The organism is Aeromonas aquatica (assembly GCF_000764655.1).
Taxonomy (GTDB): domain Bacteria; phylum Pseudomonadota; class Gammaproteobacteria; order Enterobacterales; family Aeromonadaceae; genus Aeromonas; species Aeromonas aquatica.
Map to the genome: position 1 here is coordinate 1 of NZ_JRGL01000026.1, position 24,641 is coordinate 24,641.

Annotated in this window: 21 protein-coding genes; 14 read left to right on the forward strand and 7 right to left on the reverse strand. The window is 61.4% G+C overall.

Features of this window, described 5'->3' with window-relative positions; translation table 11 throughout:
- Positions 1–404 precede the first annotated feature (404 nt).
- From kdpA to LG30_RS0106235, 5 genes are all read left to right on the forward strand, one after another.
- Positions 405–2,090 (forward strand): potassium-transporting ATPase subunit KdpA, encoded by a 1,686-nt coding sequence (gene kdpA, locus LG30_RS0106215; RefSeq protein ID WP_033129857.1) that lies wholly within the window; start codon positions 405–407, stop codon positions 2,088–2,090.
- Positions 2,087–4,144, forward strand: coding sequence for a potassium-transporting ATPase subunit KdpB (gene kdpB, locus LG30_RS0106220; protein ID WP_033129858.1), 2,058 nt, complete (start codon positions 2,087–2,089; stop codon positions 4,142–4,144). Before kdpA ends, kdpB begins: the two co-directional genes overlap by 4 nt.
- Before the next feature lie 61 nt (positions 4,145–4,205).
- Positions 4,206–4,733, forward strand: a complete 528-nt coding sequence (locus LG30_RS0106225) for a potassium-transporting ATPase subunit C (protein WP_033129859.1) — start codon at positions 4,206–4,208, stop codon at positions 4,731–4,733.
- A gap of 72 nt (positions 4,734–4,805) precedes the next feature.
- Entirely contained in the window at positions 4,806–7,394 is a 2,589-nt protein-coding gene (locus LG30_RS0106230; RefSeq protein ID WP_033129860.1) for a DUF4118 domain-containing protein, read from the forward strand.
- Positions 7,394–8,077 (forward strand): response regulator, encoded by a 684-nt coding sequence (locus LG30_RS0106235; RefSeq protein WP_033129861.1) that lies wholly within the window; start codon positions 7,394–7,396, stop codon positions 8,075–8,077. The genes LG30_RS0106230 and LG30_RS0106235 overlap by 1 nt, the downstream gene beginning before the upstream one ends.
- Positions 8,078–8,081: 4 nt before the next feature.
- On the opposite strand, the gene LG30_RS0106240 is transcribed toward LG30_RS0106235, so the two are convergent.
- Complete coding sequence (locus LG30_RS0106240; RefSeq protein ID WP_033129862.1) at positions 8,082–9,209, reverse strand: multidrug effflux MFS transporter; 1,128 nt, start codon at positions 9,207–9,209, stop codon at positions 8,082–8,084.
- 92 nt (positions 9,210–9,301) lie between these two features.
- Here LG30_RS0106240 and LG30_RS0106245 point away from each other — a divergent pair, with 92 nt between their 5' ends.
- A complete protein-coding gene (locus tag LG30_RS0106245; RefSeq protein ID WP_033129863.1) occupies positions 9,302–10,075 on the forward strand; it encodes an AraC family transcriptional regulator in 774 nt (257 codons plus the stop codon).
- Between the two features lie 265 nt (positions 10,076–10,340).
- Positions 10,341–11,594, forward strand: coding sequence for a valine--pyruvate transaminase (locus LG30_RS0106250; protein ID WP_033129864.1), 1,254 nt, complete (start codon positions 10,341–10,343; stop codon positions 11,592–11,594).
- A 59-nt stretch (positions 11,595–11,653) separates the two neighbouring features.
- Here LG30_RS0106250 and LG30_RS0106255 read toward each other — a convergent pair whose 3' ends face one another.
- Together LG30_RS0106255 and LG30_RS0106260 are read right to left on the reverse strand one after the other, a co-directional pair.
- Complete coding sequence (locus tag LG30_RS0106255; protein ID WP_033129865.1) at positions 11,654–12,094, reverse strand: Hsp20 family protein; 441 nt, start codon at positions 12,092–12,094, stop codon at positions 11,654–11,656.
- Positions 12,095–12,187: 93 nt separating this feature from the next.
- Entirely contained in the window at positions 12,188–12,601 is a 414-nt protein-coding gene (locus LG30_RS0106260; protein ID WP_033129866.1) for an Hsp20 family protein, read from the reverse strand.
- 271 nt (positions 12,602–12,872) lie between these two features.
- On the opposite strand from LG30_RS0106260, the gene LG30_RS0106265 reads away from it, so the two are divergent.
- The 4 genes from LG30_RS0106265 (at position 12,873) to LG30_RS0106280 (ending at position 15,903) form a co-directional block, all read left to right on the forward strand.
- Positions 12,873–13,643: an MBL fold metallo-hydrolase gene (locus LG30_RS0106265; protein WP_033129867.1), complete on the forward strand. Its 771-nt coding sequence runs from the start codon at positions 12,873–12,875 to the stop codon at positions 13,641–13,643.
- A gap of 88 nt (positions 13,644–13,731) precedes the next feature.
- Positions 13,732–14,694, forward strand: coding sequence for a GlxA family transcriptional regulator (locus LG30_RS0106270; RefSeq protein WP_033129868.1), 963 nt, complete (start codon positions 13,732–13,734; stop codon positions 14,692–14,694).
- A gap of 60 nt (positions 14,695–14,754) precedes the next feature.
- Positions 14,755–15,459 carry a helix-turn-helix transcriptional regulator gene (locus tag LG30_RS0106275; RefSeq protein ID WP_033129869.1) on the forward strand — a complete coding sequence of 235 codons (705 nt, stop codon included), beginning with the start codon at positions 14,755–14,757 and terminating at the stop codon, positions 15,457–15,459.
- A gap of 66 nt (positions 15,460–15,525) precedes the next feature.
- Entirely contained in the window at positions 15,526–15,903 is a 378-nt protein-coding gene (locus LG30_RS0106280; protein ID WP_033129870.1) for a VOC family protein, read from the forward strand.
- A 110-nt stretch (positions 15,904–16,013) separates the two neighbouring features.
- Here LG30_RS0106280 and gyrB read toward each other — a convergent pair whose 3' ends face one another.
- From gyrB to dnaA, 4 genes are all read right to left on the reverse strand, one after another.
- Positions 16,014–18,428 carry a DNA topoisomerase (ATP-hydrolyzing) subunit B gene (gene gyrB / locus LG30_RS0106285; protein ID WP_033129871.1) on the reverse strand — a complete coding sequence of 805 codons (2,415 nt, stop codon included), beginning with the start codon at positions 18,426–18,428 and terminating at the stop codon, positions 16,014–16,016.
- Complete coding sequence (recF, locus tag LG30_RS0106290) at positions 18,425–19,528, reverse strand: DNA replication/repair protein RecF (RefSeq protein ID WP_033129872.1); 1,104 nt, start codon at positions 19,526–19,528, stop codon at positions 18,425–18,427. Before recF ends, gyrB begins: the two co-directional genes overlap by 4 nt.
- A 2-nt stretch (positions 19,529–19,530) precedes the next feature.
- The gene (gene dnaN / locus LG30_RS0106295) at positions 19,531–20,634 is read right to left on the reverse strand and encodes a DNA polymerase III subunit beta (RefSeq protein WP_033129873.1); all 1,104 of its coding nucleotides are present in this window, start codon (positions 20,632–20,634) and stop codon (positions 19,531–19,533) included.
- Between the two features lie 83 nt (positions 20,635–20,717).
- Positions 20,718–22,088, reverse strand: coding sequence for a chromosomal replication initiator protein DnaA (dnaA, locus tag LG30_RS0106300; protein ID WP_033129874.1), 1,371 nt, complete (start codon positions 22,086–22,088; stop codon positions 20,718–20,720).
- 308 nt (positions 22,089–22,396) lie between these two features.
- Here dnaA and LG30_RS0106305 point away from each other — a divergent pair, with 308 nt between their 5' ends.
- The 3 genes from LG30_RS0106305 to LG30_RS0106315 are packed head-to-tail and all read left to right on the forward strand — an operon-like array spanning position 22,397 to position 24,568.
- Positions 22,397–23,155, forward strand: coding sequence for an amino acid ABC transporter substrate-binding protein (locus LG30_RS0106305; RefSeq protein ID WP_033129875.1), 759 nt, complete (start codon positions 22,397–22,399; stop codon positions 23,153–23,155).
- Positions 23,156–23,824: an amino acid ABC transporter permease gene (locus tag LG30_RS0106310; RefSeq protein WP_152599067.1), complete on the forward strand. Its 669-nt coding sequence runs from the start codon at positions 23,156–23,158 to the stop codon at positions 23,822–23,824.
- Positions 23,825–23,833: 9 nt separating this feature from the next.
- The gene (locus tag LG30_RS0106315) at positions 23,834–24,568 is read left to right on the forward strand and encodes an amino acid ABC transporter ATP-binding protein (RefSeq protein WP_033129876.1); all 735 of its coding nucleotides are present in this window, start codon (positions 23,834–23,836) and stop codon (positions 24,566–24,568) included.
- Positions 24,569–24,641 lie beyond the last annotated feature (73 nt).

Consider the following 24,641-nt stretch of genomic DNA (forward strand, 5'->3'; position numbering starts at 1 on the left):
CACCATGCGTTGAGGCCGGGAAAATAGGAACGCCAAGGTCAACTCGACAACAACGTTGCTATACCTACCCCACCAGCGCCGAAGAGTGGCTCACCATGCGCTGATGGCGGGAAAATAGGAACACCATGGTCAGCTCGACAACGGCATTCTCCATTCCCTCCTTATAAGACCCGGCCCAGGCCGGGTTTTTCCATTCTATTCCCCCCTCATATCTCCGCTTTTTACGCCGATTTTACGCCCGTCAAAGGGGGCTTTATGGCGCCTTTACGCCGGTTTTACATACCCTTGTGCTGTCAATTACACCAAGGGAATTTATATGAATTGGCTCTATCTGCTGCTGGTCCTCGCCCTGCTGGGCTATCTGATGCGTGCATTGACACGCAGTGACGAGTGAGGGATCCGATATGTGGCAAGAAGTGATCTATCCGGCGGCCTTCGTGCTGCTGGTCCTGCTGCCGGCACCTCTGCTCGGCAACTACATGTACAAGGTGTTCGAGGGGCAGAGCCGCTGGCTCTCCCCTATCGAACGAGCGACCATGGCCTGCTGTGGCACCGATGGGCGGGAGCAGAACTGGAAGTCCTACGCCCTCAGCCTGCTGGCCTTCAACGGCGCAGGTTTCGGTCTGCTGTTCCTGATCCTGATGGCCCAGGGCCTGTTGCCCCTCAACCCGCAGCAGTTACCGGGCCTGAGCTGGGAACTGGCCTTCAACACCGCCGTCAGCTTCATGACCAACACCAACTGGCAGGCCTATTCCGGTGAGGTCAGCCTCTCCTACTTCAGCCAGATGGTGGGGCTCACCACCCAGAACTTCGTCTCCGCCAGCACAGGCGCCGCCGTGGCCGTGGCGCTGTTCCGCGGCATCACTCGCCAGCAGACCACCCATCTGGGTAACTTCTGGCAGGATCTGGTGCGCTTCTGCCTCTACGTGCTGCTGCCGATGGCGCTCGTCATGGCACTGCTGCTGGTCTGGCAAGGGGTTCCCCAGAGTCTGTCGGCCTACCTGCCGTTCCACGCCCTGGAAGGTCAGGAGCAGTTGCTGCCGCTTGGGCCCGCAGCTTCCCAGATCGCCATCAAGCAGCTCGGCTCCAACGGCGGGGGCTTCTTCGGCATCAACTCGGCACACCCGTTCGAGAACCCGACCGCCCTCTCCAACTGGCTGGAGATGGTCACCCTGCTGACCATTCCCGCCGCCCTGGTCTGTACCCTGGGCCGCTACGTGAAGCACCAGGGTCACGGCCGTGCCATCCTCACTGCCATGACGCTGCTGTTTGTGCTGGGCCTCTGCCTCTCCCTGTACCAGGAGCTGAAGCCGGATCCCAATCTGGCCCAGATCACCAGCCAGGTCGGTAACTGGGAAGGTAAGGAGAGCCGCTTCGGCCCGGTGCTCTCCAGCATCTGGGAAGTGGCGACCACCGCCGCCTCCAACGGCTCGGTCAACGCCATGCACGACAGCTTCACCCCCCTCGGTGGCATGGTCGGCATGATCAACATGCTGCTGGGTGAGGTGGTGTTTGGTGGGGTCGGTGCCGGTATCTACGGCATGATGCTGTTCGTGCTGCTGACCGTGTTCCTGTGCGGCCTGATGGTGGGACGCACCCCGACCTATCTCGGCAAGCGCCTCGGCATCACCGAGATGAAGTGGGTGGTTGCCAGCATGCTGGTGATGCCGGTCGGGGTTTTGGTGATCGGTGGGGTCACCCTGCTGATGCCGGACGCCAGCACCATCATCGGCCAGGAGGGCCCCCACGGCCTGTCCCGCCTGATCTATGCCTACGCCTCGGCGGCCGGCAACAACGGCTCCGCCTTCGGTGGCTTCGCCGCCGCCGACAGCTGGCAATGCATCGCCATCGGTCTGGCCATGCTGCTCGGCCGCTTCGGCTACATCATCCCGGTACTGGCCATCGCCGGTCAGCTCGCTAGATCATCGCGCATAGATGCTGGCGAGGGGGACTTCCCGGTCAGCGGCACTCTGTTCGTGACGCTGTTGATCATCACCGTATTACTGATAGGTGGCCTCTCCTTCCTGCCCGTACTGGCGCTGGGACCGGTAGCCGAACATCTCACCCTGATGCAGGGAGCTTTCCAATGAGCAAGTCCATTTCAGTGACAGCCGGCACCAATAAGGTCAAGGGCAAGTCACCTCATTCACAGGTCGTACAGGCCATGATTGAAGCTTTCTATCGCTTCAATCCCAAGGCGCTGTTTGGCAGCCCCATCCTGTTCACCCTCTGGCTGGCCGCCGTGATGGCGACCGTGGAGTCCCTGATGGGGCAACCCCTGTCGGGGGTTACCCCCAGCCTGGCCTGGCAGCTGACTGCCTGGCTCTGGTTGACGCTCTGGTTTGCCAACTTCGCCGAGACCCTGGCGGAAGGGCGTGGCAAGGCGCGGGCCGACAGCCTGAAGGCGGGCATGAGCCAGCTTCAGGCACGCAAGGTACGGGATCCGAAAGATGGCCAGGGCGAGTGGATCCCGGCCACCAGCCTGCAAAAAGGGGATCTGGTGCTGGTGCGCAGCGGCGAGATGATCCCGGCCGACGGTGAAGTCGTTGCCGGTATCGCCTCCGTCAACGAGGCCGCTATCACCGGGGAATCCGCCCCCGTCATCCGCGAGTCCGGCACCGACCGCAGCGGCGTGACCGGCAACACCACTGTGGTCTCCGACGAGATCTGGGTCCGTGTAACCAACAATCCCGGGGAAAGCACGCTCGACAGAATGATCGCGCTGGTCGAGGGGGCCAAGCGCCAGAAGACGCCCAACGAGATGGCGCTCGATGCCCTGCTGGTGGGTCTGACCCTGATCTTCCTGCTGGTGGTCGCCACCCTGCCCTGGTTCCTCGACTACAACGGCACCCAGGTACCGCGTCTCTACCTGCTTGCCCTCTTCATCACCCTGATCCCGACCACCATAGGCGGCCTGCTCTCCGCCATCGGCATCGCCGGCATGGACCGGCTGGTGAAGCTGAACGTGATCGCCAAGTCAGGCCGTGCCGTGGAGGCCGCCGGTGACGTGCGCACCCTGCTGCTGGACAAGACAGGTACCATCACCTTCGGCAACCGCATGGCTGACGAGCTGATCCCGGCCCCCGGGGTCGATCCCTCCCTGCTGGCCCAGGCCGCCATGCTGGCCTCCCTCGGCGACAACACGCCCGAGGGCAAGTCCATCCTGACCCTGGCCGGCAAGAGCATGGCCAAGCCGAGCCAACTGGAGAGCGATAAGGTGATCCCCTTCAGCGCAGAAACCCGACTGAGCGGGCTGGACCGCAACGGTCATCAATATCGCAAGGGGGCCGTGGATGCGGTGCTGAACTACCTCTCCCTCGATCGCAAGGGGGTGCCGGAGCCGATCCTGAAGGCGGTCGATCACATCGCCCGCCAGGGCGGTACCCCGCTGCTGGTCTGTACCCACGAGCAACTGCTCGGGGTGGTGTACCTCAAGGACATCATCAAGCCCGGCATCAAGGCCCGCTTCCAGATCCTGCGTCACATGGGGATCCGCACCGTGATGATCACCGGCGACAACCCGCTGACCGCGGCCGCCATCGCCGCCGAGGCCGGGGTGGATGACTTCATCGCCGAGGCCACCCCGGAGAAGAAGCTGGCTTATATCCGCCAGGAGCAGGCCGATGGCCGGCTGGTGGCCATGTGCGGCGACGGGGCCAACGACGCCCCGGCACTGGCCCAGGCCGACGTAGGGCTGGCCATGAATGAGGGCACCCAGGCCGCCAAGGAGGCGGGCAACCTGGTGGATCTCGACTCCAACCCCACCAAGTTGCTGGACGTGGTGCTGGTGGGCAAACAGCTGCTGGTCACCCGTGGCGCCCTGACCACCTTTTCCATTGCCAACGACGTGGCCAAGTACTTCGCCATACTGCCAGCCCTGTTTATCGCCGCCTATCCACAACTCGGCGTGCTGAACCTGATGCAACTCGGTAGCCCCGAGAGCGCCATATTGTCGGCCATCATCTTCAACGCCCTGATCATAGTGGCGCTGGTGCCGCTGGCGCTGCGAGGGGTCGATGTGAAGGGAACGGCCGCCAGCCTGCTACGCCGCAACCTGCTGATCTACGGCGTCGGTGGCCTGATCGTGCCTTTCATCGGCATCAAGCTCATCGATCTGGTCATCACCGGCCTCGGCCTGGTGTAAGCACCGAGGGATGCGGGCCAGGCTCGCATCCCGTCATCTCATTCCGGAGTAAGGACATACCATGATTGCTATCAGAACCCTGCTGACCCTGACCCTGTTGCTGGGGGTCGCCTATCCCCTGGCCGTGACCGGGTTGGCCCAGGTGCTGTTCCCCTGGCAGGCCAACGGCAGCCAGCTGACCAATGACAAACAACAGCTGATCGGCAGCGCCCTGCTGGCACAGAAGTTTGAGCGGGCGGAATACTTCCACTCCCGCCCCTCAGCCAGCGATTTCGCAACCATCGGCAGCGGCGCCTCCAACCTCGGTATGAGCTCACCGCTGCGCGCCGAATTTGCCAACACCGCGGCCAAGGCCCAGGGCGACAACCCCTCTCCCACCCAGCTGACCCGCTCCGGCTCCGGCCTGGATCCCCACCTGCCCGTGGATGCCGTGCTGGCTCAGGTGACCAGAGTCGCCAGGGAGCGAGGGCTGGATCCCGCCTCGTTGACGGAGCGGGTCAAGTCGGCGGCACAAGCTGGTATCCTTGGCCCGCAAGTGGTCAACATTCTCCAGCTAAACTTGCTGCTCGATAAAGACAAGGCAGCATAATGGTGGTGTGCGCTGGCTCACTGGCAATCATTCATATTTTTGAGCCGAGCCTGCCGCTCGATAGGGAAGAGAATGCGTGATGAGGTAAGGGCCGATGCCTTGCTGGCCAGCCTGGAAGAGGAACACAAGGGCAAGCTGAAGGTGTTTCTCGGTGCAGCCCCTGGCGTAGGCAAGACCTACGCCATGCTGCAGGCCGTGCGCGAGCAGGCCAAGGAGGGGGTCGATATCCTGATCGGGGTGGTCGAGACCCACGGCCGCCAGGAGACTCTGGCCCTGCTCGACAAGCTCGCCATCCAGCCGCGCCAGCTGCATTACCACCGCCAGCAGCGACTGGAGGAGATGGATCTGGATGGCTTGCTCGCACGCAAGCCTGCCATCGCCGTGGTGGACGAACTGGCTCACAGCAACGCCCCCGGCAGCCGTCACGAGAAACGCTGGCAGGATGTGGAGGAGTTGCTCGGCGCCGGCATCGATGTCTACTCCACCCTCAACGTACAGCACCTGGAGAGCCTCAACGATCTGGTGTGGCAACTGACCGGGGTCAGGGTCAAGGAGACGCTGCCGGATCAGGTGCTGCTGGAGGCGGACAGCATAGTCCTCATAGACCTTCCCCCCAAGGAGCTGCTCGGCCGGCTCAAGGAGGGCAAGGTCTATGTGCCCCATCAGGCCAAGGCCGCCCTGCAATCCTTCTTCTCCCTCAACAACCTGACCGCCCTGCGCGAGCTGGCGATGCAGACCGCCGCCAGCCACGTGGAGGGAGATCTGCAACTGCAGTGGCAGGCGGCAGGCAAGACCACCCAGCCACTGCGAGGCAAGCTGATGGTCTGCCTCGGCGATCAGCACGGCGCCTCCCTGGTGCGCTACGGTCACCGCTTCGCCCAGCGCCGCCAGCTGCCCTGGCTGGTGGTGCATATCGACAGCCAGGGGTGGCGCTCGGCCGAGGTGGAGCAGGCACTGGCGCTGGCCTCTCACCTCGGCGCAAAGGTGCTGACCCTCTCCAGCCCGGCGGTCGCCGATGCCCTGCTGGAGACGGCCGAACAGCAGCAGGTCTCGCAGCTGTTGCTCGGCAAGCCTCACAGCCCGCCTTGGCGCCGCTCTCTGGTGCAACACCTGCTGAAACAGGCGCAGGGATTCGAGATCACCCTGGTGGACACGGACAAACGCAAACCCAGCCTGAGACTGCACCCCGCGGGCCCCAGGGAGATCCGCCAGAGCCTGCTGGCCCTGCTGATCATGGGCATCACCTCGGCCATCGCCTGGGGCTTCTCTCACTGGCTGCCACCCGCCTCCCTGCCACTGCTGTTCGTGCTGGGGGTGCTGGCCACGGCCCTCTCCACCAGCCTGGTGCCAGCCATACTGGCGGCCGTGCTGGGATTCGTCGCTCACAATCTGCTGTTCACCGCCCCCTACTTCTCCCTGAGCGTGGCCAGCCACAGCGACCTGCTCACCCTGTTCGTACTGCTCATCGTCGGCATGACGGCAGGACGGCTCGCCTCCCGCCAGCGCCAGCAGCTGATCGGCCTGCGCGAGACCCAGCAGCTCGGCAACGCCCTGCTGTCCCTGAGCCAGGGGCTGGCCACCGCCAGCAGCCCGGTGGAGGTGCTCAGGCAGGGTACCCAGGCCATCTCCCTGGCCCTGGGGCAACCCGTGTTCGCCCTGGATGAGGAGTACCAGTACAGAGCCGGGGATGAGGTGCGGGGACCGGGCCAGACCGACAAGGCCGCCATCGACTGGTGCCTGGCCCAGAAGCAGAGCGCCGGGGCCCACACCGCGACTCTCAACGCGGCCGAAGCCCAGTATCATCACCTCACCGATGAACTGGTGCTGGGTATCAGGCTGGCCAACCCGCTCGCCTCCTCCGCCGAACACCAGTTGCAGGCGCTGCTCACCGATATTCGTGCCGCCCTTGCCCGGATCGATCTCAACGAGCGGCTGGCCGACAGCCAGCTGCAGGCCGAGACGGACAGGCTGCGCGCCGCCCTGCTCTCCTCGGTATCTCACGATCTGAAGACGCCCCTCGCCACCATCATAGGTGCCGGCAGCACGCTGCTGGAATACGGTGATCGGATCAGCCCGGAGGATCGCGACGAGCTGCTGCATTCGGTGCAGGACGAAGCTCGCCGCCTGCACGGCTATGTGCAGAACCTGCTGGACATGACCCGCATCGGCTCGCCGGACTTCCAGCTCAAGCGGGAGTGGGTCGATCTGGCCGATCTGGTGGAGAGCGCCCGCAAGCGGCTGGATTCCTCCTGGCGCCAGCACAAGCTGCTCATTCACTTCGATCAGCAGATCCCCCAGCTCTACGTGCACGGCGCCCTGATCGAGCAGGTGCTGGTCAACATACTCGACAACGCCTCCCGCTACTCGCCAGCCGGCACCCCCATCGAGTTCAAGGTGATGCTGGCCACCCCGGATCTCATCATCGACATCATCGACATCGGGGTGGGCATCGCCACCGCAGACAGGGACAAGATCTTCAATCTGTTCTACACCCAGCCGGTCGGCGATGGCGGCAGTCGCGGCACCGGGCTTGGCCTCGCCATTTCTCGCGCTATGATAGAGGCCCACGGCGGCCGCATCTGGGCATTCGCCGGCCCCAACGGCAACGGTACCTGCATGCGCATCTCCCTGCCGCTCGTCCTCAATTCACCGGAGGTGTAATGGCGCACATATTGGTCATCGACGATGAGGCGGCCATCCGCCGCTTCCTGCGCATCAGCCTGATCGCCGAGGGCCATCAGGTCAGCGAGGCGGTCGGCGTCAATGACGGCCTGGCACAGTATCGCCATCTCAACCCCGACCTGGTGATCCTGGATCTGGGGCTGCCGGACGGAGACGGCATCCAGATCCTGCAAGCCATCAGGGAACATCACCAGCACCCGGTGCTGGTGTTGTCGGCACGGGACTCGGAGCAGGAGAAGGTGCGGCTGCTGGATGCCGGCGCCAACGACTACATGAACAAGCCGTTCGGCATCGGGGAGATGATGGCGCGGATCCGCGTGCTGTTGCGGCAGCGGGCCGGGGCCAGCAGCGGCGAGTGCCGCCACTTTCCCCAATGTGGCCTGAGCCTGGATACCAGCAGCCACAAGGTGAGCCTGCACGGAGAGGAGATCCCCCTGTCCCGCAAGGAGTTCGCCCTGTTGCAGGCGCTGGTGTGCCACCCCGGCAAGCTGGTGATGCAGACCCAACTGCTCAACGACATCTGGGGGCCCAGCCACAAGGAAGACACCCACTACCTGCGCATCGTCATCGCCAGCCTGCGCAAAAAGCTGGCCGATAACCCCCAGCAGCCCAGCTTGATCGAAACCGAATCCGGCATCGGCTACCGCTTCATCGGCAGCTGATGTTTCACGTGGAACGGCGCTTGCTGGCCAGCATTGCCAGCAAGCCGCAGCCGATGAGCAGCAACCCCAGATCCTGCAAGGTGGCCGCCAGCGCCAATCCCAGGCTGAGCAACAGGTAGTAGGCGAGGCCAAACAGGGCGCCGGCACTGCCCGCCACCTCCCGATAGGCCAGCAGGGCCTGGCTCAGGATGTTGGGGATGGCGATACCAAAAGCCACCACTACCCCCATCATGGGCAGCAGGAACCAGAGCGAACTCTGCGTAGCCCACAGGGCCCCACCACAGCCCAGCGCCAGGCCGGCGGCCAACCGGATAAGAGATGACGGCATCCACCCCTTCCCCAGCAACCCCTTGTTAAACAGGCTGCCGGCAAGCGTCGCCAGGGCCAGCCCCATACCGGAGTAGCCGAACTCGCTGACGCTCCATCCCAGCTTCGCAAACAGGAAGGGCGCCAGGCTGTAGTAACCAAACAGCATGGTATTGAACAATGCGACCAGCAGGGCGCTGCACCAGAGCCCGGCATCCCGCACCATCCGGCACGCCAGCGGCCAGAGTGCGACCCGGGTTGTGCTCACCGGGCGCGTCTCCGGCAACCGCCAACCGACGATCAGCAGCAACCCCAAAGCCAGCACCAGCAAACCGCCAAACACGCCGAGGTAACCAGCCCATCCGACCAGCAGGCCACCGCTCATCAAACCGAGCACGGGGCTGAGGGACAGCGCCACCCCCATCACCGAGAAGACGCGCGCCAGATCCCCGCCCTGATAGCGGTCACGCAGCATGGTCTGGGTCACCACGGATCCCACGGCGGCACCGAAGGCCGAGATGACTCTGGCCAGCAGCAGGGTCTCGAACTCGCGAGCCTGCAAGGCCAGCAGGGTGCCGAACCCATAGGTCAACAGACCGGCCAGCATGGCCGGACGCCGTCCGATCAGATCGCACAGCCGCCCCCAGCAGACCACGCCCAGGGCGAACGCCAGAAAATAGACCGACAGGGTCTGGGATGCCAGCCCCTCGCTCACCCGGAACCCGGTGGCGATATGGGTCAGTGCGGGGCTATAGATGGTCTCCACCAGCTGGGGAAACATCATCAATCCGACCACCAGCCAGAGCGGTGGCGACTTGTTGTTCATGACAAACCTCCTTGATGAGAGGCTGCCAGTCTAGTGAGAAAGCGGATGTCTGATTACAATAAGCAGGACTATAAACATCAAGAATCAGACAGATGGCCTTTATTCTTCCCGATCACCCTTTCGACCCCGATAAGCTGACTGGCGATGTGAGCGGTATCGCCTCCGCTCTGGGTTGGCATGACTCGGGTCTGCATCGGCATGGCCGTCACCAGCTGCTGTTCGCCCAAGCGGGCTGCATGAGCATAGAACTGGCGCACAGGATCTGTCTGTTGCCACCGAGCCGGGCGGCCTGGCTACCGGCGGGTACGCCCCACAGGGTACTGATGCGCGGGGTGGTGGCCTACCGCTCCCTCTACTTCAAACCGCGGGCCGAATTGCCGACCGAGGTGCAGGTGATCGCGGTCAACCCCCTGCTGCGGGAGGTCATCGAGCGGATGGCATTCTGGCCCTGGGACAAGCCGAAGCAGGAGCAGAGCCGACTGCTGGCACTCTTCATGGAGGAACTGGCAGAGGCACCGCAGGAATCCTGGCAGCTGCCGCTGCCCGCCGATCCGCGGCTGGACAACTGGTTGCAGGAGGTGACCCGAGACGGCGCCCTGCCCGATCGGCTCAACCTGCTGGCCGAGCGGGTGGGTGCCAGTGACAAGACCATTGGCCGCATCTTCCTGCGGGACACCGGCATGAGCTATCAGGCCTGGCGCCAGCAGTGGCGATTGCTGCGCGCCATGGAGCTGCTGGCCGAGCAGACCCCCATCGGCCAGGTGGCCGGCCAGCTGGATTTCTCCAGCGACAGCGCCTTCATCAGCTTCTTCAAGCAGCACACCGGGCAGACCCCCTTGCGCTACCTGGGTGCGCGGGGCAAATAATCGCCATCAGGATGCCTCTACCCCGTTGCCATCCGACGGATGGCAACGGGTTCTCCTCACCATTCTTATAAGTCGATGATTTTATTTAAATTAATCATCATTCAGATATGAGGGGTGAGAGATATCCATTTCGGATTAGGCATTTTCAAATCTCTGAGTTGCCGGCCCTGTTCCACGTGAAACGTCCGGTTTTTTTGATCGACACCCGCTTTTGAACTGAGCTATGGTGCTACATCCCCGTTACTCAATCTGGATCCGCCACCGAATGGAATTTTCCTTGTTCGGCGAGAAGTTCACTCGCCACGCCGGCATTACCCAACTCATGGATGACCTCAATCAGGGGCTGCTCAATCCGGACGCCATCATGCTGGGAGGCGGCAACCCGGCCCCCATTCCCGCCATGCTGGAACGCTTTCAGGCCGAGGCGCAGAGCCTGCTCGATAACGGTGAACTGGTCAAAGCCATGGCCAACTACGACGGCCCACAAGGCAAGGACAGGTTCACCAAGGCCCTGGCCGCCCTGCTCAGCAAGGAACTCGGCTGGGACATCTCGGCTCGCAACATCGCCCTGACCAACGGCAGTCAGAACGCCTTCTTCTATCTGTTCAACCTGCTGGCCGGCGAGTTCGCCGATGGCCGCAAGAAGAAGGTGCTCTTCCCCCTGGCTCCCGAATATATCGGCTATGCCGACTCGGCCCTGGCCGACGATTACTTCGTGGCCTACAAGCCCACCATCGAGAAGCTGGCCGACGGCCAGTTCAAGTACCATGTGGACTTCGAGAGCCTGCAGGTGGGTGATGACATCGGGGTGATCTGTGTCTCCCGCCCGACCAACCCGACCGGCAACGTGCTGACCGATGAGGAAATCGAGCATCTCGATCAGATCGCCCGCGACAAGGGCATTCCCCTGCTGATCGACAACGCCTACGGGGTGCCCTTCCCCGGCATCATCTTCAGCGAAGCCAAGCCGTTCTGGAATGCCAACACCATCCTCTGCATGAGCCTCTCCAAGCTCGGCTTGCCGGGTACCCGCTGTGGTATCGTCATCGCCGATGAGAAGATCATCCAGGCCATCACCAACCTGAGCGGCATCATCAACCTGGCGCCGGGCAGCCTGGGACCCGCCATCACCATACCGATGATCGAGAGCGGCGAGATCATCGCCCTGAGCGAACAGGTGGTGAAGCCTTTCTACCAGCAGAAGGCCAAGCTGGCGGTAAAGCTGCTACGTGAGGCGATCCCGGATCCCCGCTTCCATATCCACAAGCCGGAAGGTGCCCTCTTCCTCTGGCTCTGGTTCGAAGATTTGCCGATCCACAGCCAGACACTCTATGAGCGCCTGAAGGAGAAGAACCTGTTGATAGTGCCGGGTCACTACTTCTTCCCCGGCATCGATGATCCCGAGTGGCGCCACAGCCAGGAGTGCATCCGCCTCAACTACTCCCAGAGTGAGGAGCTGGTGCGCCGCGGTGTCGCCATCCTGGCCGAGGAGATCAACCGCCTCTACGCCGGCAGCTGAGAGCCCAACTTCAGAAAATAAAAAAGGCCTGCGATTGCAGGCCTTTTCGATCTCGGGGCTTAGCTCGGCAGCGCCAGCTGCTCCGCCTGACCGATGGGAATGGCACGGGGCTTGAGCGCCTCGGGCAGCTCGCGGGCCAGGTCGATGATCAGCAGACCGTGTTCCAGTCTGGCGCCTCGCACCTCGACATGCTGGCTCAGCTTGAAGGCGAGCTCGAAGTCACGCTCGGCTATGCCCTGATGGAGGAAGCGACGCTCCTCGGCAACCGGTGCCTTGCGGCCCTTCACCTTGAGGGTGCCGTTTTCGGTCTCCAGCTCCAGCTCTTCACGCTCGAAGCCAGCCACCGCCAGGGTGATACGGTAGCCGTCTTGCTCCCGCTTTTCGATGTTGTAAGGGGGATAGGCCGTAGCCTTGTGTTCAAACAGGCCTTCCAGCTCACGGGCCATCCGCTCGAAGCCAACGGCATTGGAAGATAGATGAGAAAAATCGAGGTTACGCATAATCCTATCCTTCTATTAAGCAACAGGTTTCCATCTCCACAGGCCCATCAGGCACCCGGGAAACTAGGTAAAAAATGGTGGTCAGCGTGGCGATTAGCCGTTGATCTCGATCTTGCGCGGCTTCATCGCCTCGGGCACTTCACGGGCCAGTTCGATGTGCAACAGACCATTTTTCAGATCGGCCCCCTTCACCCGCACATAGTCGGCCAGCTGGAAGCGACGCTCAAAGCCTCGCTCGGCGATGCCTTGATAGAGATAGTTGCGATCGGTATCGGCCTGCTTGCTGCCCTTCACCGTCAGCAGGTTTTCCTGGAAGCTCAACTCCAGCTCCTCCTGGGTAAAGCCCGCCACTGCCATGCTGATGCGGTAGTCGTTGTCCCCCAGCTGCTCGATGTTGTAGGGGGGATAGCCGGCATTGCCATTGCTGGCCGCAGATTCGATGAGATTGGCCAGACGATCGAAACCGATGGCAGAACGATAGAGCGGAGAGAAGTCGATAGAACGCATAGTATTACCCTCTTTTGAGCGATAACAGATTGTTTGCCCTCCATTTGGACGGGCGCCTGGTCGAAACCTCTATTGAGCGTTCCGGCCTTGTTACCTATATAGGGGTCAGCTTTTTTCTTTCAAGGGAGATTTTTAAAAAATTTTTCCCCGCTCACTCTCGCGCTGCAATTTGGCCCGATTGTGATGATTATCGACCCACGGGCCACTCATCGCTCCCCGCATCTCTCGTCATACTGGTTGCACACTCAGTCGCCACCAAGGATGCAATGCCATGCACATTACCCAGGTTCGTAACGCCACCCTGCTGATCGACTATGCCGGTACCCGCTTTCTGATCGATCCCATGTTGTCTGCCAAGGACAGCCTCCCGGGCTTTGAGGGGACGGCCAACAGCCACCTTCGTAACCCCTTGGTCGAGCTGCCACTGCCCCTGGCGAAACTCATCGATGTGGATGCGGTGATCGTCACCCACGATCATCCTGACCACTGGGACCTGGCCGCACAGCAGCAGATCCCCAAACACCTCCCGCTGTTCGTGCAGCACCAGAAGGATGCCGACAGCATCCGCGCCAGCGGCTTCCATGATGTGCGTCTGCTGGGCGAGTCGGCAGAGTTTGCCGGTATCCGGCTGCAACGGACCGAAGGCCAGCACGGCAGCGACGATATCATGGCCGTGCTGGGTGAACGGCTGGGAGAGGTGTGCGGCGTGGTCTTCTCCCATCCCGGCGAGAAGCGCCTCTATCTGGCGGGTGATACCGTCTGGAACGAGATGGTTGAACAGAGCCTGCGACAGCACAGACCCGAGGTGGTCGTGCTCAACTGTGGCGATGCCCATATTCCCGGGCTCGGCGCCATCATCATGAACAAGGAGGATGTGCTGGCGGTGCACCAAGCCGCCCCGCAGGCCACCCTGATCGCCAGCCATCTGGAGGCCGTCAATCATGCCCTGTTGTCACGGCACGAGCTGCGCGACTATCTTGGCAAACACGGCATACAGGAACGGGTTCTGGTGCCTGAGGATGGCGAGACCCTGGTGTTCTGAGCAAGAGGGCCATGGGACTACATGGCCCTTCGTCTTTCTGCGACCAGAGATTATCATCCTTGTGCAACGAGCAGAGGAGCCTACCGCCATGCCCAGCCCGATAGTCGCAGTGGTGACCTTCGATCACTTCAGCCCCTTCCATTGTGCCGTGCCTTGTCTCATCTTCGGCGACATGATGATGCCGGGTCGACCCCTGTTCGAACTCAGGCTCTGCGCCGGTGATGCCATCCGCCAGCCCGGCTCCTCCCAAGGCTTTCACATCAATCCCACCCACGGGCTCGAAGCCCTGGCCGAGGCGGATATCATCATCATTCCCTTCTGGCGAGATCCCGCCGAGCGCCCGGCCCAGCCCCTGCTCGATGCCCTGGTTGCCGCTCATGGCCGAGGCGCCCAGGTGGTGGGGCTCTGCCTCGGCACCTATGTGCTGGCCTACGCCGGCCTGCTGGAGGGACGCAGGGCCTCCACCCACTGGGAATACGAGCAGGACTTCATGCAGCGCTTTCCCGGCGTGCGGCTCGATACCAACGCCCTCTATGTGGATGACGATAACCTGGTCACCTCGGCCGGCACGGCGGCCGGACTGGATTGCTGCCTCCATCTGGTTCGCCAGCACCATGGCTCAGCCATTGCCAACAAGCTGGCGCGGCGGTTGGTGGTGCCACCCCATAGAGAAGGCGGCCAGGCCCAGTTCATCGAGCAGCCGGTACCCGCCTCCACCCGGGATACCAGGATGAATCAGCTGCTGGATCATCTGCGCGTCCACCTGGCGCAGCCCCATAGCCTCGACAGCCTGGCGGAGCACTGCCTGATGAGTCGGCGCACCTTCACCCGCCGTTTCCAGCAGGCGACCGGCCTCTCCGTCGGTGAATGGCTGCTGGCCGAGCGGCTCGGACTCAGCCAGGAATTGCTGGAATCCAGCTCTCACTCCATGGAACGCATCGCCGAACTGGTGGGATTGAAGACGGCCACCAGCCTGCGCCAGCACTTTCGCACTCGCTTCGGGGTGTCTCCGAGCGAGTGGCGCCGCACCTTTCGCGGCGACAAGCTGTAACGCCGCTCTTGCCGTTCCACCCGCTCGGCAGCACCATCACAGATCTCAAGGAGCCACCTCATGTCCCGTTCCGAACGCCTGCTGGCCCTGCTCCAGCTGCTGCGCGGTCATCGCTACGCCATCACCGGCACCGAACTGGCCAGCCAGCTTGGCATCAGCCTGCGCACCCTCTATCGGGATATCGCCACCCTGCAAGCCCAGGGGGCACATATTGAAGGAGAGCCGGGGATAGGTTATGTGCTGCGACCCGGTTTCATGCTGCCGCCATTGATGTTCAGTGAGGAGGAGCTGGATGCGCTGGTGCTGGGTTCGCGCTGGGTCGTCGCTCACGGTGACGGAGCCTTGAGTGCATCGGCCAGCAGCGCGCTGGCCAAGATAGAAGCCGTGCTGCCCGCCGAGTACCGTCAGCAGCTCCAGGCCAATGCCCTACTGATCGGCACCGCCCGCAGTGACAGCCTCACCGATGAAGCCCCGTTGCGCAGTGCCATCCGCCAGCAACACAAGGTGACCCTGAGCTATCGGGATCTGAGGGAGGCGAGTTCCGAGCGCACCGTCTGGCCCTTCGCCCTCGGCTATTTCGAGCAGGTGCGGGTGCTGATGGCCTGGTGCGAGCTGCGACAGGACTTTCGCCACTTCCGGGTCGATCGCATCCGCCAGCTGAAGCTGGAGGAGATCGGCTACCCCAGGAGCCGGGCTATCTTGCTCAAGGAGTGGCGCGCCACCCAGCAGATCCCGCAGCCAAAATTCATTGCTGACAGAAACTGACAGCAGGTAGCGCCATGCTGACGGGGTCGGCGCAGATGCGCCATCCCCGAAACAAGGAGTGTCCCCATGCTTGTCCCCCAGTTCACCATTCTCTATGTCGCCAATCCGGTTCGCAGCGCCCGCTTCTATCGCGAGCTGTTTGGTCGCTCGCCGGTGGAGGAGTCCCCCACCTTTGCCATGTTCGTGTTCGAGTCGGGCGCCAGGCTGGCGCTCTGGTCCAGTGCCACGGTCGAGCCCAAGGTCACGCAAGGAGCCGGTGCCATGGAGCTGGCCTTCCCTCTGCCTGATGATGCCAGCGTCGATGCCGAGTTTGCGAAATGGCTGGCTCGTGGCCTCACCATCACCCAGCCGCCGATCCGACTGGAGTTTGGCTACACCGGCATGGCGCTCGATCCGGATGGCCATCGGCTACGCCTCTACTGCCCCACCCCCGAGCTGGCCTGACGATAGCAGCATCTGCGCAGCTAGTGTTTCACGTGGAACGTGACTTTATACCCAGCCCTGAAAAAAAAGCCGGTCACGAGGACCGGCTTTTTTATTGCTCTACTGAGTCGTTAGACGTCGAGGTTCGCAACCCGCAGGGCATTGGTCTCGATGAAGTCACGACGGGGCTCGACCGCATCACCCATCAGGGTGGAGAACAACTGGTCGGCACCGACGGCATCGTCGATGGTCACCCGCAGCATGCGACGCGCTTCCGGATCCATGGTGGTTTCCCACAGCTGGTCCGGGTTCATCTCACCCAGCCCTTTATAACGCTGGATGTAGATGCCGCGCTTGCCTTCGCTCATCAGCCAATCGACGGCTTCCACGAAGTTGGCGACCGGTTTGACCTTCTCGCCACGCTTGATGAAACCACCGTCCTCGATCAGGTTCGCGATCTCCTTGCCGAGGGAAACCAGCTGACGGTATTCACCGGACTGCAGGAAGTCGTAGCTGATCGGATATTCACGATCGACACCGTGCTGACGCACCACGGCGTGGGGCACGAACAGACTGCGCTCCTCGTCGCGGCGTACCTGGATCTGGTACTGGATGCCGTGGTTGCTCTCGTTGAGCACGGCTTCCATGCTCTGGCACCAGACCAGCAGGTCGCTCTCGCTGGCCAGCAGGGCTTCGTTCAACTCAGGCTGATAGATCAGCTGGGTCAACACGGCCTCGGGGGCACGGCGGGACATACGGCCGATCAGGTGAGCCACGGCGCGATGCTGGTTGACCAGACGCTCCAGCGCCTCGCCACCGATGGCCGGGGCTGATTCGTTGACGTGCAGGGTCGCGCCGTCCAGCGCCATGGCGGTCTGGTACTGCAGCAGCGCATCTTCATCTTTCAGATACTGCTCCTGCTTGCCCTTCTTGACCTTGTACAGCGGCGGCTGGGCGATGAAGACGTAACCACGCTCGATGATTTCCGGCATCTGGCGGTAGAAGAAGGTCAGCAGCAGGGTCCGGATATGCGCACCATCGACGTCCGCATCGGTCATGATGATGATGTTGTGGTAGCGCAGCTTGTCCGGGTTGTACTCGTCACGACCTATGCCACAGCCCAGGGCGGTGATCAGGGTGCCCACCTCTTGGGAGGAGATCATCTTGTCGAAACGGGCCTTTTCCACGTTCAGGATCTTGCCCTTGAGCGGCAGTATGGCCTGGTTCTTGCGGTTGCGACCCTGCTTGGCGGAACCGCCAGCAGAATCCCCTTCCACTATGTAGAGTTCGGACAGGGCCGGGTCTTTCTCCTGGCAGTCTGCCAGCTTGCCGGGCAGGCCGGCGATGTCCAGCGCCCCCTTGCGACGGGTCAGTTCACGCGCCTTGCGGGCCGCCTCACGGGCACGGGCCGCATCGATGATCTTGTTGACCACGATCTTGGCATCGCTCGGGTTTTCCAGCAGAAATTCACTCAGCTTCTCACCCATCGCCTGTTCAACGGCGGTCTTCACTTCGGACGAGACCAGCTTGTCCTTGGTCTGGGAGGAGAACTTGGGATCCGGTACCTTGACCGAGATGACGGCGATCAGGCCTTCACGTACGTCGTCGCCGCTGGCGGCCGACTTGGCCTTCTTGCTGTAGTCCTCTTTGTCCATATAGGTGTTGAGGGTACGGGTCAGCGCGGTACGGAAGCCCACCAGGTGAGTACCCCCATCCCGCTGCGGGATGTTGTTGGTGAAGCAGTACACCCCTTCCTGATAGGCATCGTTCCACTGCATGGCGACTTCGACGCCGATGCCGTCCTGCTCGGTGGAGAAATGGAACACCTTGGGGTGGATCGGCGTCTTGTTCTGGTTCAGGTATTCGACGAAGGCCTTGATGCCGCCCTCGTAGCAGAAATGCATCTCGCGGCCATCACGCTCATCTTCGAGGCGGATGGAGACGCCAGAGTTGAGGAAGGAGAGCTCGCGCAGGCGCTTGGCCAGGATCTCGTAGTGATACAGGGTATCGGTGAAGATGGTCGGGCTCGGCCAGAAGCGCACCTCGGTACCAGTGCCGGAAGAGCTGTCACCGATCTGCTTGAGCGGTGCCTGCGGCTCGCCCAGGTGATAGGTCTGCTCATAGACGTGGCCGTTACGACGTATGGTCAGCAACAGCTTGTCGGACAGGGCGTTGACTACGGAGACGCCCACGCCATGCAGGCCACCGGACACCTTGTAGGAGTTGTCATCGAACTTACCGCCCGCGTGCAGCACAGTCATGATGACCTCGGCAGCGGAGCGGCCCTCTTCCTCGTGGATATCGACCGGAATACCCCGACCGTTGTCACGCACTGAGACGGAACCGTCTGAATGGATCTTGACCAGAATATCGGAGCAGTAGCCAGCCAGAGCCTCATCGATGGAGTTATCGACGACCTCGAACACCATGTGGTGCAGACCCGAGCCATCGTCCGTATCGCCGATATACATCCCCGGGCGCTTGCGGACCGCATCCAGGCCCTTCAGCACCTTGATATTCGAGGAGTCGTAAGTATTTTCACTCATAGCTTACTCTCTGCCTTCTCTAACGTTTCGGAGATCTTGCCTTGTTCCACGTGGAACAGCTTGCAGTCACTCGCATCCATCATGTCTGCGAGCTGACCGGTATCGATGGCGGTGATAAACACCTGAGACGCACACTGCTTCAGCCTTGCAGCCAGCAGTCGGCGCTTGTCGACATCCAGTTCAGAGGCAAAATCGTCAATTAAAAAAATACAGCCGCGGCTGCTATGTTGATTCAAATAGAGCCCTTGGGCCAGTCGCATGGCACAGACCAGCAACTTCAGCTGACCCCTGGACAAAATATCCTGAGCGGGCACCCCGTTCGCCTTGAGTCGCACATCGGCCTTCTGTGGGCCTACCCCTGTGTACCCCAGCGAACGATCCCGCTCAAACCCCGCCTCCAGCAATTCGCCGAGGGGGCGGTCTTTCTCCCAGCCCCGATAGAAACCGAGACTGATGTCGAATTCCGGCAGAAAATCCGCCGTCATCTCCTTGATCAGGGGGGTAATAGCCTGACAATAACTGGCGCGAAACTCTGCCAGTTCACTCCCAAGCCTTACCAGCTCCTGATCCCAGAACGCCAATTGGCGATACTGGGTGCTCTGGCGCAGCAGAGCATTGCGTTGTTTCAACAGCCGCCGTACCCGTCCCCACAGGGAGAAGAAGGTCGGCTCCTGATGAAAAACGCCCCAGTCCAGCCAGGCCCGGCGCGCCTGAGGCCCGCCGGTCAGCAGGTTGAAACCATCGGGATGGATCAACTGCACCGGCAACAGCTCGGCCAGATCGGCCAGCCGCTGGGCCTGGGCCCCGGCGATCTTGAGCTGGGTCTCGCCACTCTTGTCCTTGGCGAGCCCGATGGGCACCTGACGCCCCTCCAGCTCGCACTGGGCAAACAGGGTGAAGGCCCGCTCCCCCTGACGGATGACCCGCCCGGTCAGGTGAGTACGAAAAGAGCGACCGAGACCGAGGTAGTGAATGGCTTCCAGCACGCTGGTCTTGCCGCTGCCGTTGCACCCGACCAGGATATTGAGGCCGGGGGACAGCTTGAGACTGGCCTGCTGGATATTGCGAAAGTCGCTGAGCTGGAGTTTGACCAGGGACACGACTAGATCCGCATCGGCATCACCACGTACTGAGCATCTTGGCTGTCAAAATCCTCAATAATGGCACTGCTGATGGAATCGCTCAGGCTGATCCGGATCTGGTCACATTTTAACGTATTCAACACGTCCAGCACATAGGAGACGTTGAAGCCGATCTCCATCTCACTGGCCTCGTATTGTACGTCAAGCAGCTCTTCCGCTTCTTCCTGTTCCGGGTTGTTGGCGGTGATGCGCAGCAGATGTTGCTGCAAATTGAGACGCACCCCACGGAATTTTTCATTGGAGAGGATGGCGGCGCGGGCGAAGGCCTGGCGCAGATCTTCGCGGCCGGCGATCAGGGCCTTGTCACTGCCCCGCGGAATGACGCGGCGCCAGTCCGGGAAGCGGCCATCCACCAGCTTGGAGGTGAAGATAAAACCGTCGAGGGCGGCGCGCAGATTGCTGCGACCGATCTGTAGCCGTACCGGCTTGTCTTCCACCTCCAGCAGGCGCACCAGCTCCAGCACCCCTTTACGAGGCAGGATGACCTGATGATCGGGCAGCGAATCCTGCACCACTTCACGGCGGCAGGTGGCCAGACGGTGGCCGTCGGTCGCGACGGTGCGCAGGCCATGGCCCTCGCTCTCGAACAGCATGCCGTTCAGGTAGTAACGCACGTCCTGGCTGGCCATGGAGAACTGGGTCGCATCGATCAGCTTCTTCAACTCCAGCTGACTGATATCGAACTCGAGCACGGACTCCCAATCCTCGATGTTCGGATACTCGGTCGCCGGCAGGGTCGAGAGGTTGAAGCGGGAACGACCGGAACGGATGATCAGCCGCTCACCCTCGGTGTTGAGGCGAATGTCCGCTCCTTCCGGCAGGCCACGGCAGATATCCAGCAGCTTGCGGGCCGGCACCGTGGTGCGGCCATCCTGACTGTCGCTGTTGAGATAGACCAAACCTCTCATCTCCACCTCGAGGTCGGTCCCGGTCAGCGACAGCAGACCGTTGCTGACATCGAGCAGGACGTTGCCGAGGATGGGCAGGGTCGGCCGGCCACCCAGGGCACCGGACACCAGTTGCAGAGGACGTAACAGGGCCTCACGGCTAATTTCGAGCTGCATCTGTGCTCTCCGTTGTTGTTAGGAGGAAAAAATGCGGATCAGGTTGGAATATTCGAGCTGCATCTGCACTTTCCGCTGTGTTATCAGGAGGAAAGGGTACGGATCAGGTTGGAATAGTCTTCCTTGATGTCGTGACTCTCCTCCTTCAGCTGCTCGATCTTGCGGCAAGCATGAAGAACGGTGGTGTGGTCACGGCCACCAAAGGCATCACCTATCTCCGGCAAACTGTGGTTGGTCAGCTCCTTGGCCAGGGCCATCGCCAATTGGCGTGGGCGGGCGACGGAGCGTGAACGGCGCTTGGACAGCAGATCCGCCAGCTTGATCTTGTAGTACTCCGCCACCGTCTTCTGGATGTTGTCGATGGTAACCAGCTTCTCCTGCAATGCCAGCAAGTCCCGCAGCGCTTCGCGCACGAAATCGATGTTGATGGCGCGGCCGGTGAAGTTGGCGTTGGCGATCACCCGGTTGAGGGCGCCTTCCAGCTCACGGACGTTGGATCTCAGCCGCTTGGCGATGAAGAAGGCGACTTCGTCCGGCAGGTGGATCTGGTTCTCGTCCGCTTTGCGCATCAGGATCGCGACCCGCGTCTCCAGCTCCGGCGGCTCGATCGCCACCGTCAGGCCCCAGCCGAAGCGGGACTTGAGCCGATCCTCGACCCCGTTGATCTCCTTCGGATAACGATCCGAGGTCAAGATGATCTGCTGGTTACCCTCGAGCAGCGCATTGAAGGTGTGGAAGAACTCCTCCTGGGAGCGCTCCTTGTTGGCGAAGAACTGGATGTCATCGATGAGAAGGGCATCGACGCTGCGGTAGTAACGCTTGAACTCTTCAATGGCGTTGTTCTGCAGCGCCTTTACCATGTCCTGAACGAAACGCTCGGAGTGCATGTAGATGACTTTGGCGTCTTTCTTGCGTTCCTTGATGGCGTTACCAACAGCGTGCAACAGGTGGGTCTTGCCCAGACCGGTGCCACCATAGAGGAACAGCGGGTTATAGGCGCCACCCGGATTGTCGGCTACCTGACGGGCCGCCGCACGAGCCAACTGGTTGGACTTACCTTCGACGAAGTTCTCGAAGGTATAGTTCACGTTGGTGTTGCTCTTGTGGTTCGGCTCGGGCTTGGTTTCCGCCTTGCTTTCCCAACTCTTGTGAGAGTTATTCACAGGCGCAGCACCGCGCGTCGGCGCTCTGGCGACCGCGACGGGATGGGGACGATTACCGATGTCAAAACGCAGGGTGGGACCATCGACCCCACAGAGCTCGTTGATGATGCCGTTGACCCGGAGCAGGTACTTGTCGCGTACCCAATCCAGAACGAAGCGATTAGGTGCATACAGGGTCAGAGTATTGTCACTCAACTCCGCTTGAAGCGGCCGGATCCACATGCTGAATTCTGCCGAGGGCAACTCATCTTGCAGCCGGTTTAGGCACTGCTGCCATAGCGAAGCAGTCACTCTAGACTCCCGTCAATTGATTAACTAAAGACCGGCTATTCTACGTTTTTAGCGGCTGGATCTCCAGTTACCGCCACGGGGATCCAGCAAATAAGATCCTTGACTTTCAAGGATCCAACGCCCCAGGATCTGATTTCATCCCCAAAGTTACCCACAGCCCCCAGCTGGGGTGTGGACAGAATGTTTCCATGTCATCCCGGTTATTTTATATAACCAAATATCATTTATTCTTTATATTTTATTCCAATAACATCTGCGCCAACCCGTTATTACAACTAAAAATACAGAACAACAGAGAGAGGAATCCCATGAAATCGACCATCAAGCTGATATCCGGCGCCGCCATTCTGCTGGCCAGCCTGTCCGGCCAGGCCATCGCCCAGGAAACCATCAAGGTCGGCATGTCCGGCAAATATTTCCCGTTCACCTTCGTCAAGCAGGACAAGCTGCAGGGCTTCGAGGTGGACATGTGGAACCAGATCGGTGAGCGCACCGGCTACAAGGTCGAATTCGTCACCGCCAGCTTCTCCGGCCTGTTCGGCATGCTGGAAACCGGTCGCGTCGACACCATCTCCAACCAGATCACCATCACCGACGAGCGCAAGGCCAAGTACGCCTTCTCCCAGCCCTATGTCTATGACGGCGCCCAGATCGTAGTGCGCAAGGGCAACGACAGCATCCACGGTCTCAAGGATCTGGAAGGCAAGACTGTCGCGGTGAACCTCGGTTCCAACTTCGAAGAGCTGCTGCGCAAGAACGACCCGAACAAGAAGATCGACGTCCGCACCTATGACTCCAGCTTCGAACAGGACGTCGCCCTGGGCCGCATCGATGCCTTCGTGATGGACCGCGTCTCCACCGCCCAGCTGATCAAGGAATCCAAGCTGCCGCTGCAACAGGCTGGCGCCCCCTTCGAGACGATCGAGAACGCCCTGCCCTTCCTGAAGACCCCGGAGAAGCAGGCCGTGCTGAAGAAAGTCGACGACGCCCTCACCGCCATGCGCAAAGACGGCTCCCTGACCAAGATCTCGGAAAAATGGTTCGCAGCGGACATCACTAACAAATAAATGATGGCATTCGATCTCGAGTACACGCTCGGGCTGTTCCCCATCCTGCTCAAGTATCTGGGCACCACGATGGAGATGGCCCTGTGGGGATTCGTATTGGCACTCGTACTGTCGCTGGCCCTGGCGATAGTACGGGTGTTTCGCGTTCCCGCGATTCACTGGCTGGCGATGCTTTATATCTCGTTCTTTCGGGGTACTCCTCTGCTCGTCCAGCTGTTCCTGCTCTATTACGGCCTGCCGCAACTGTTCCCCGTCTTCGTGGGGATGGATGCCTTTACCGCCGCCATCATAGGCCTGACCCTGCACTTCGCCGCCTACATGGCGGAGTCGATCCGGGCCGCCATTCTGGGTATCCACAAGAGCCAGATGGAGGCAGCCCTCAGCATCGGCATGAGTCGCTACCAGGCGATGCAGCGGATCATACTGCCGCAGGCGGCCCGCATAGCGACGCCATCTCTGATGAACTACTTCATCGACATGATCAAGAGCACCTCCCTTGCCTTCACCCTGGGGGTGGCGGAGATCATGGGCAAGGCGCAGATGGAAGCCGCCTCCTCCTTCAAGTTCTTCGAGAGCTTCATGGCGGTGGCGCTGGTCTACTGGGTCGTGGTCATCTTTTTCACCCGCTTGCAGCACCTGCTGGAAGTGCGTCTTAACCGCGCCTATTAAGGAGGGCCGATGATCAAACTTAGCGGTCTGTCCAAGGCCTTTCACGGCAATCAGGTGCTCAACGGCATCGATCTGGAGGTCAAGAAGGGAGAGATAGTGGTGATTATCGGCCCCTCCGGGACCGGCAAATCGACCCTGTTGCGCTGCCTGAACCTGCTGGAGACCCCGGATGCCGGAGCGCTTGCCATCGACGATCTGCAGCTGGATCTGGCCAACGCCAGCGAGCAGCAGGCCATAGAGCTGCGCAAGCGCGCCTCCTTCGTGTTCCAGAACTATGCTCTGTTCGCCAACAAGACGGCGCTGGACAACATCGCCGAGGGGCTGATCACCGTCTGGAAGCGGCCCAAGGCGGAGGCTCGTGCCACCGCGCTCGGCATCCTCAAGGACATCGGCCTCGCCGAGAAGCGGGATGCCTACCCGGCGTCGCTGTCCGGCGGCCAGCAGCAGCGGGTCGGTATCGGCCGCGCCATGGCGGCACACTCCAAGGTGATCCTGTTCGATGAGCCCACCTCGGCGCTCGATCCCGAATGGGTTGATGAGGTGCTGGGATTGATGAAGCTGCTCGCCAGCCAGCACCAGACCATGGTGGTGGTGACCCACGAGATCGAGTTTGCCCGTGATGTCGCCGATCGGGTGATCTTCATGGAGGGGGGGCGGATCGTCGAACAGGGCCCGCCGGATCAGATATTGGTCGATCCGCAGGATCCCCGTACCCGGGAGTTCCTGCGCAAAGTACTTAAATAGCTCTCTCTTTGGCGGCCTGGCCGCCTTTTTTCTTGGAGGATCCTTGTTTAACCCCGGGTTGCCAGTATAATTC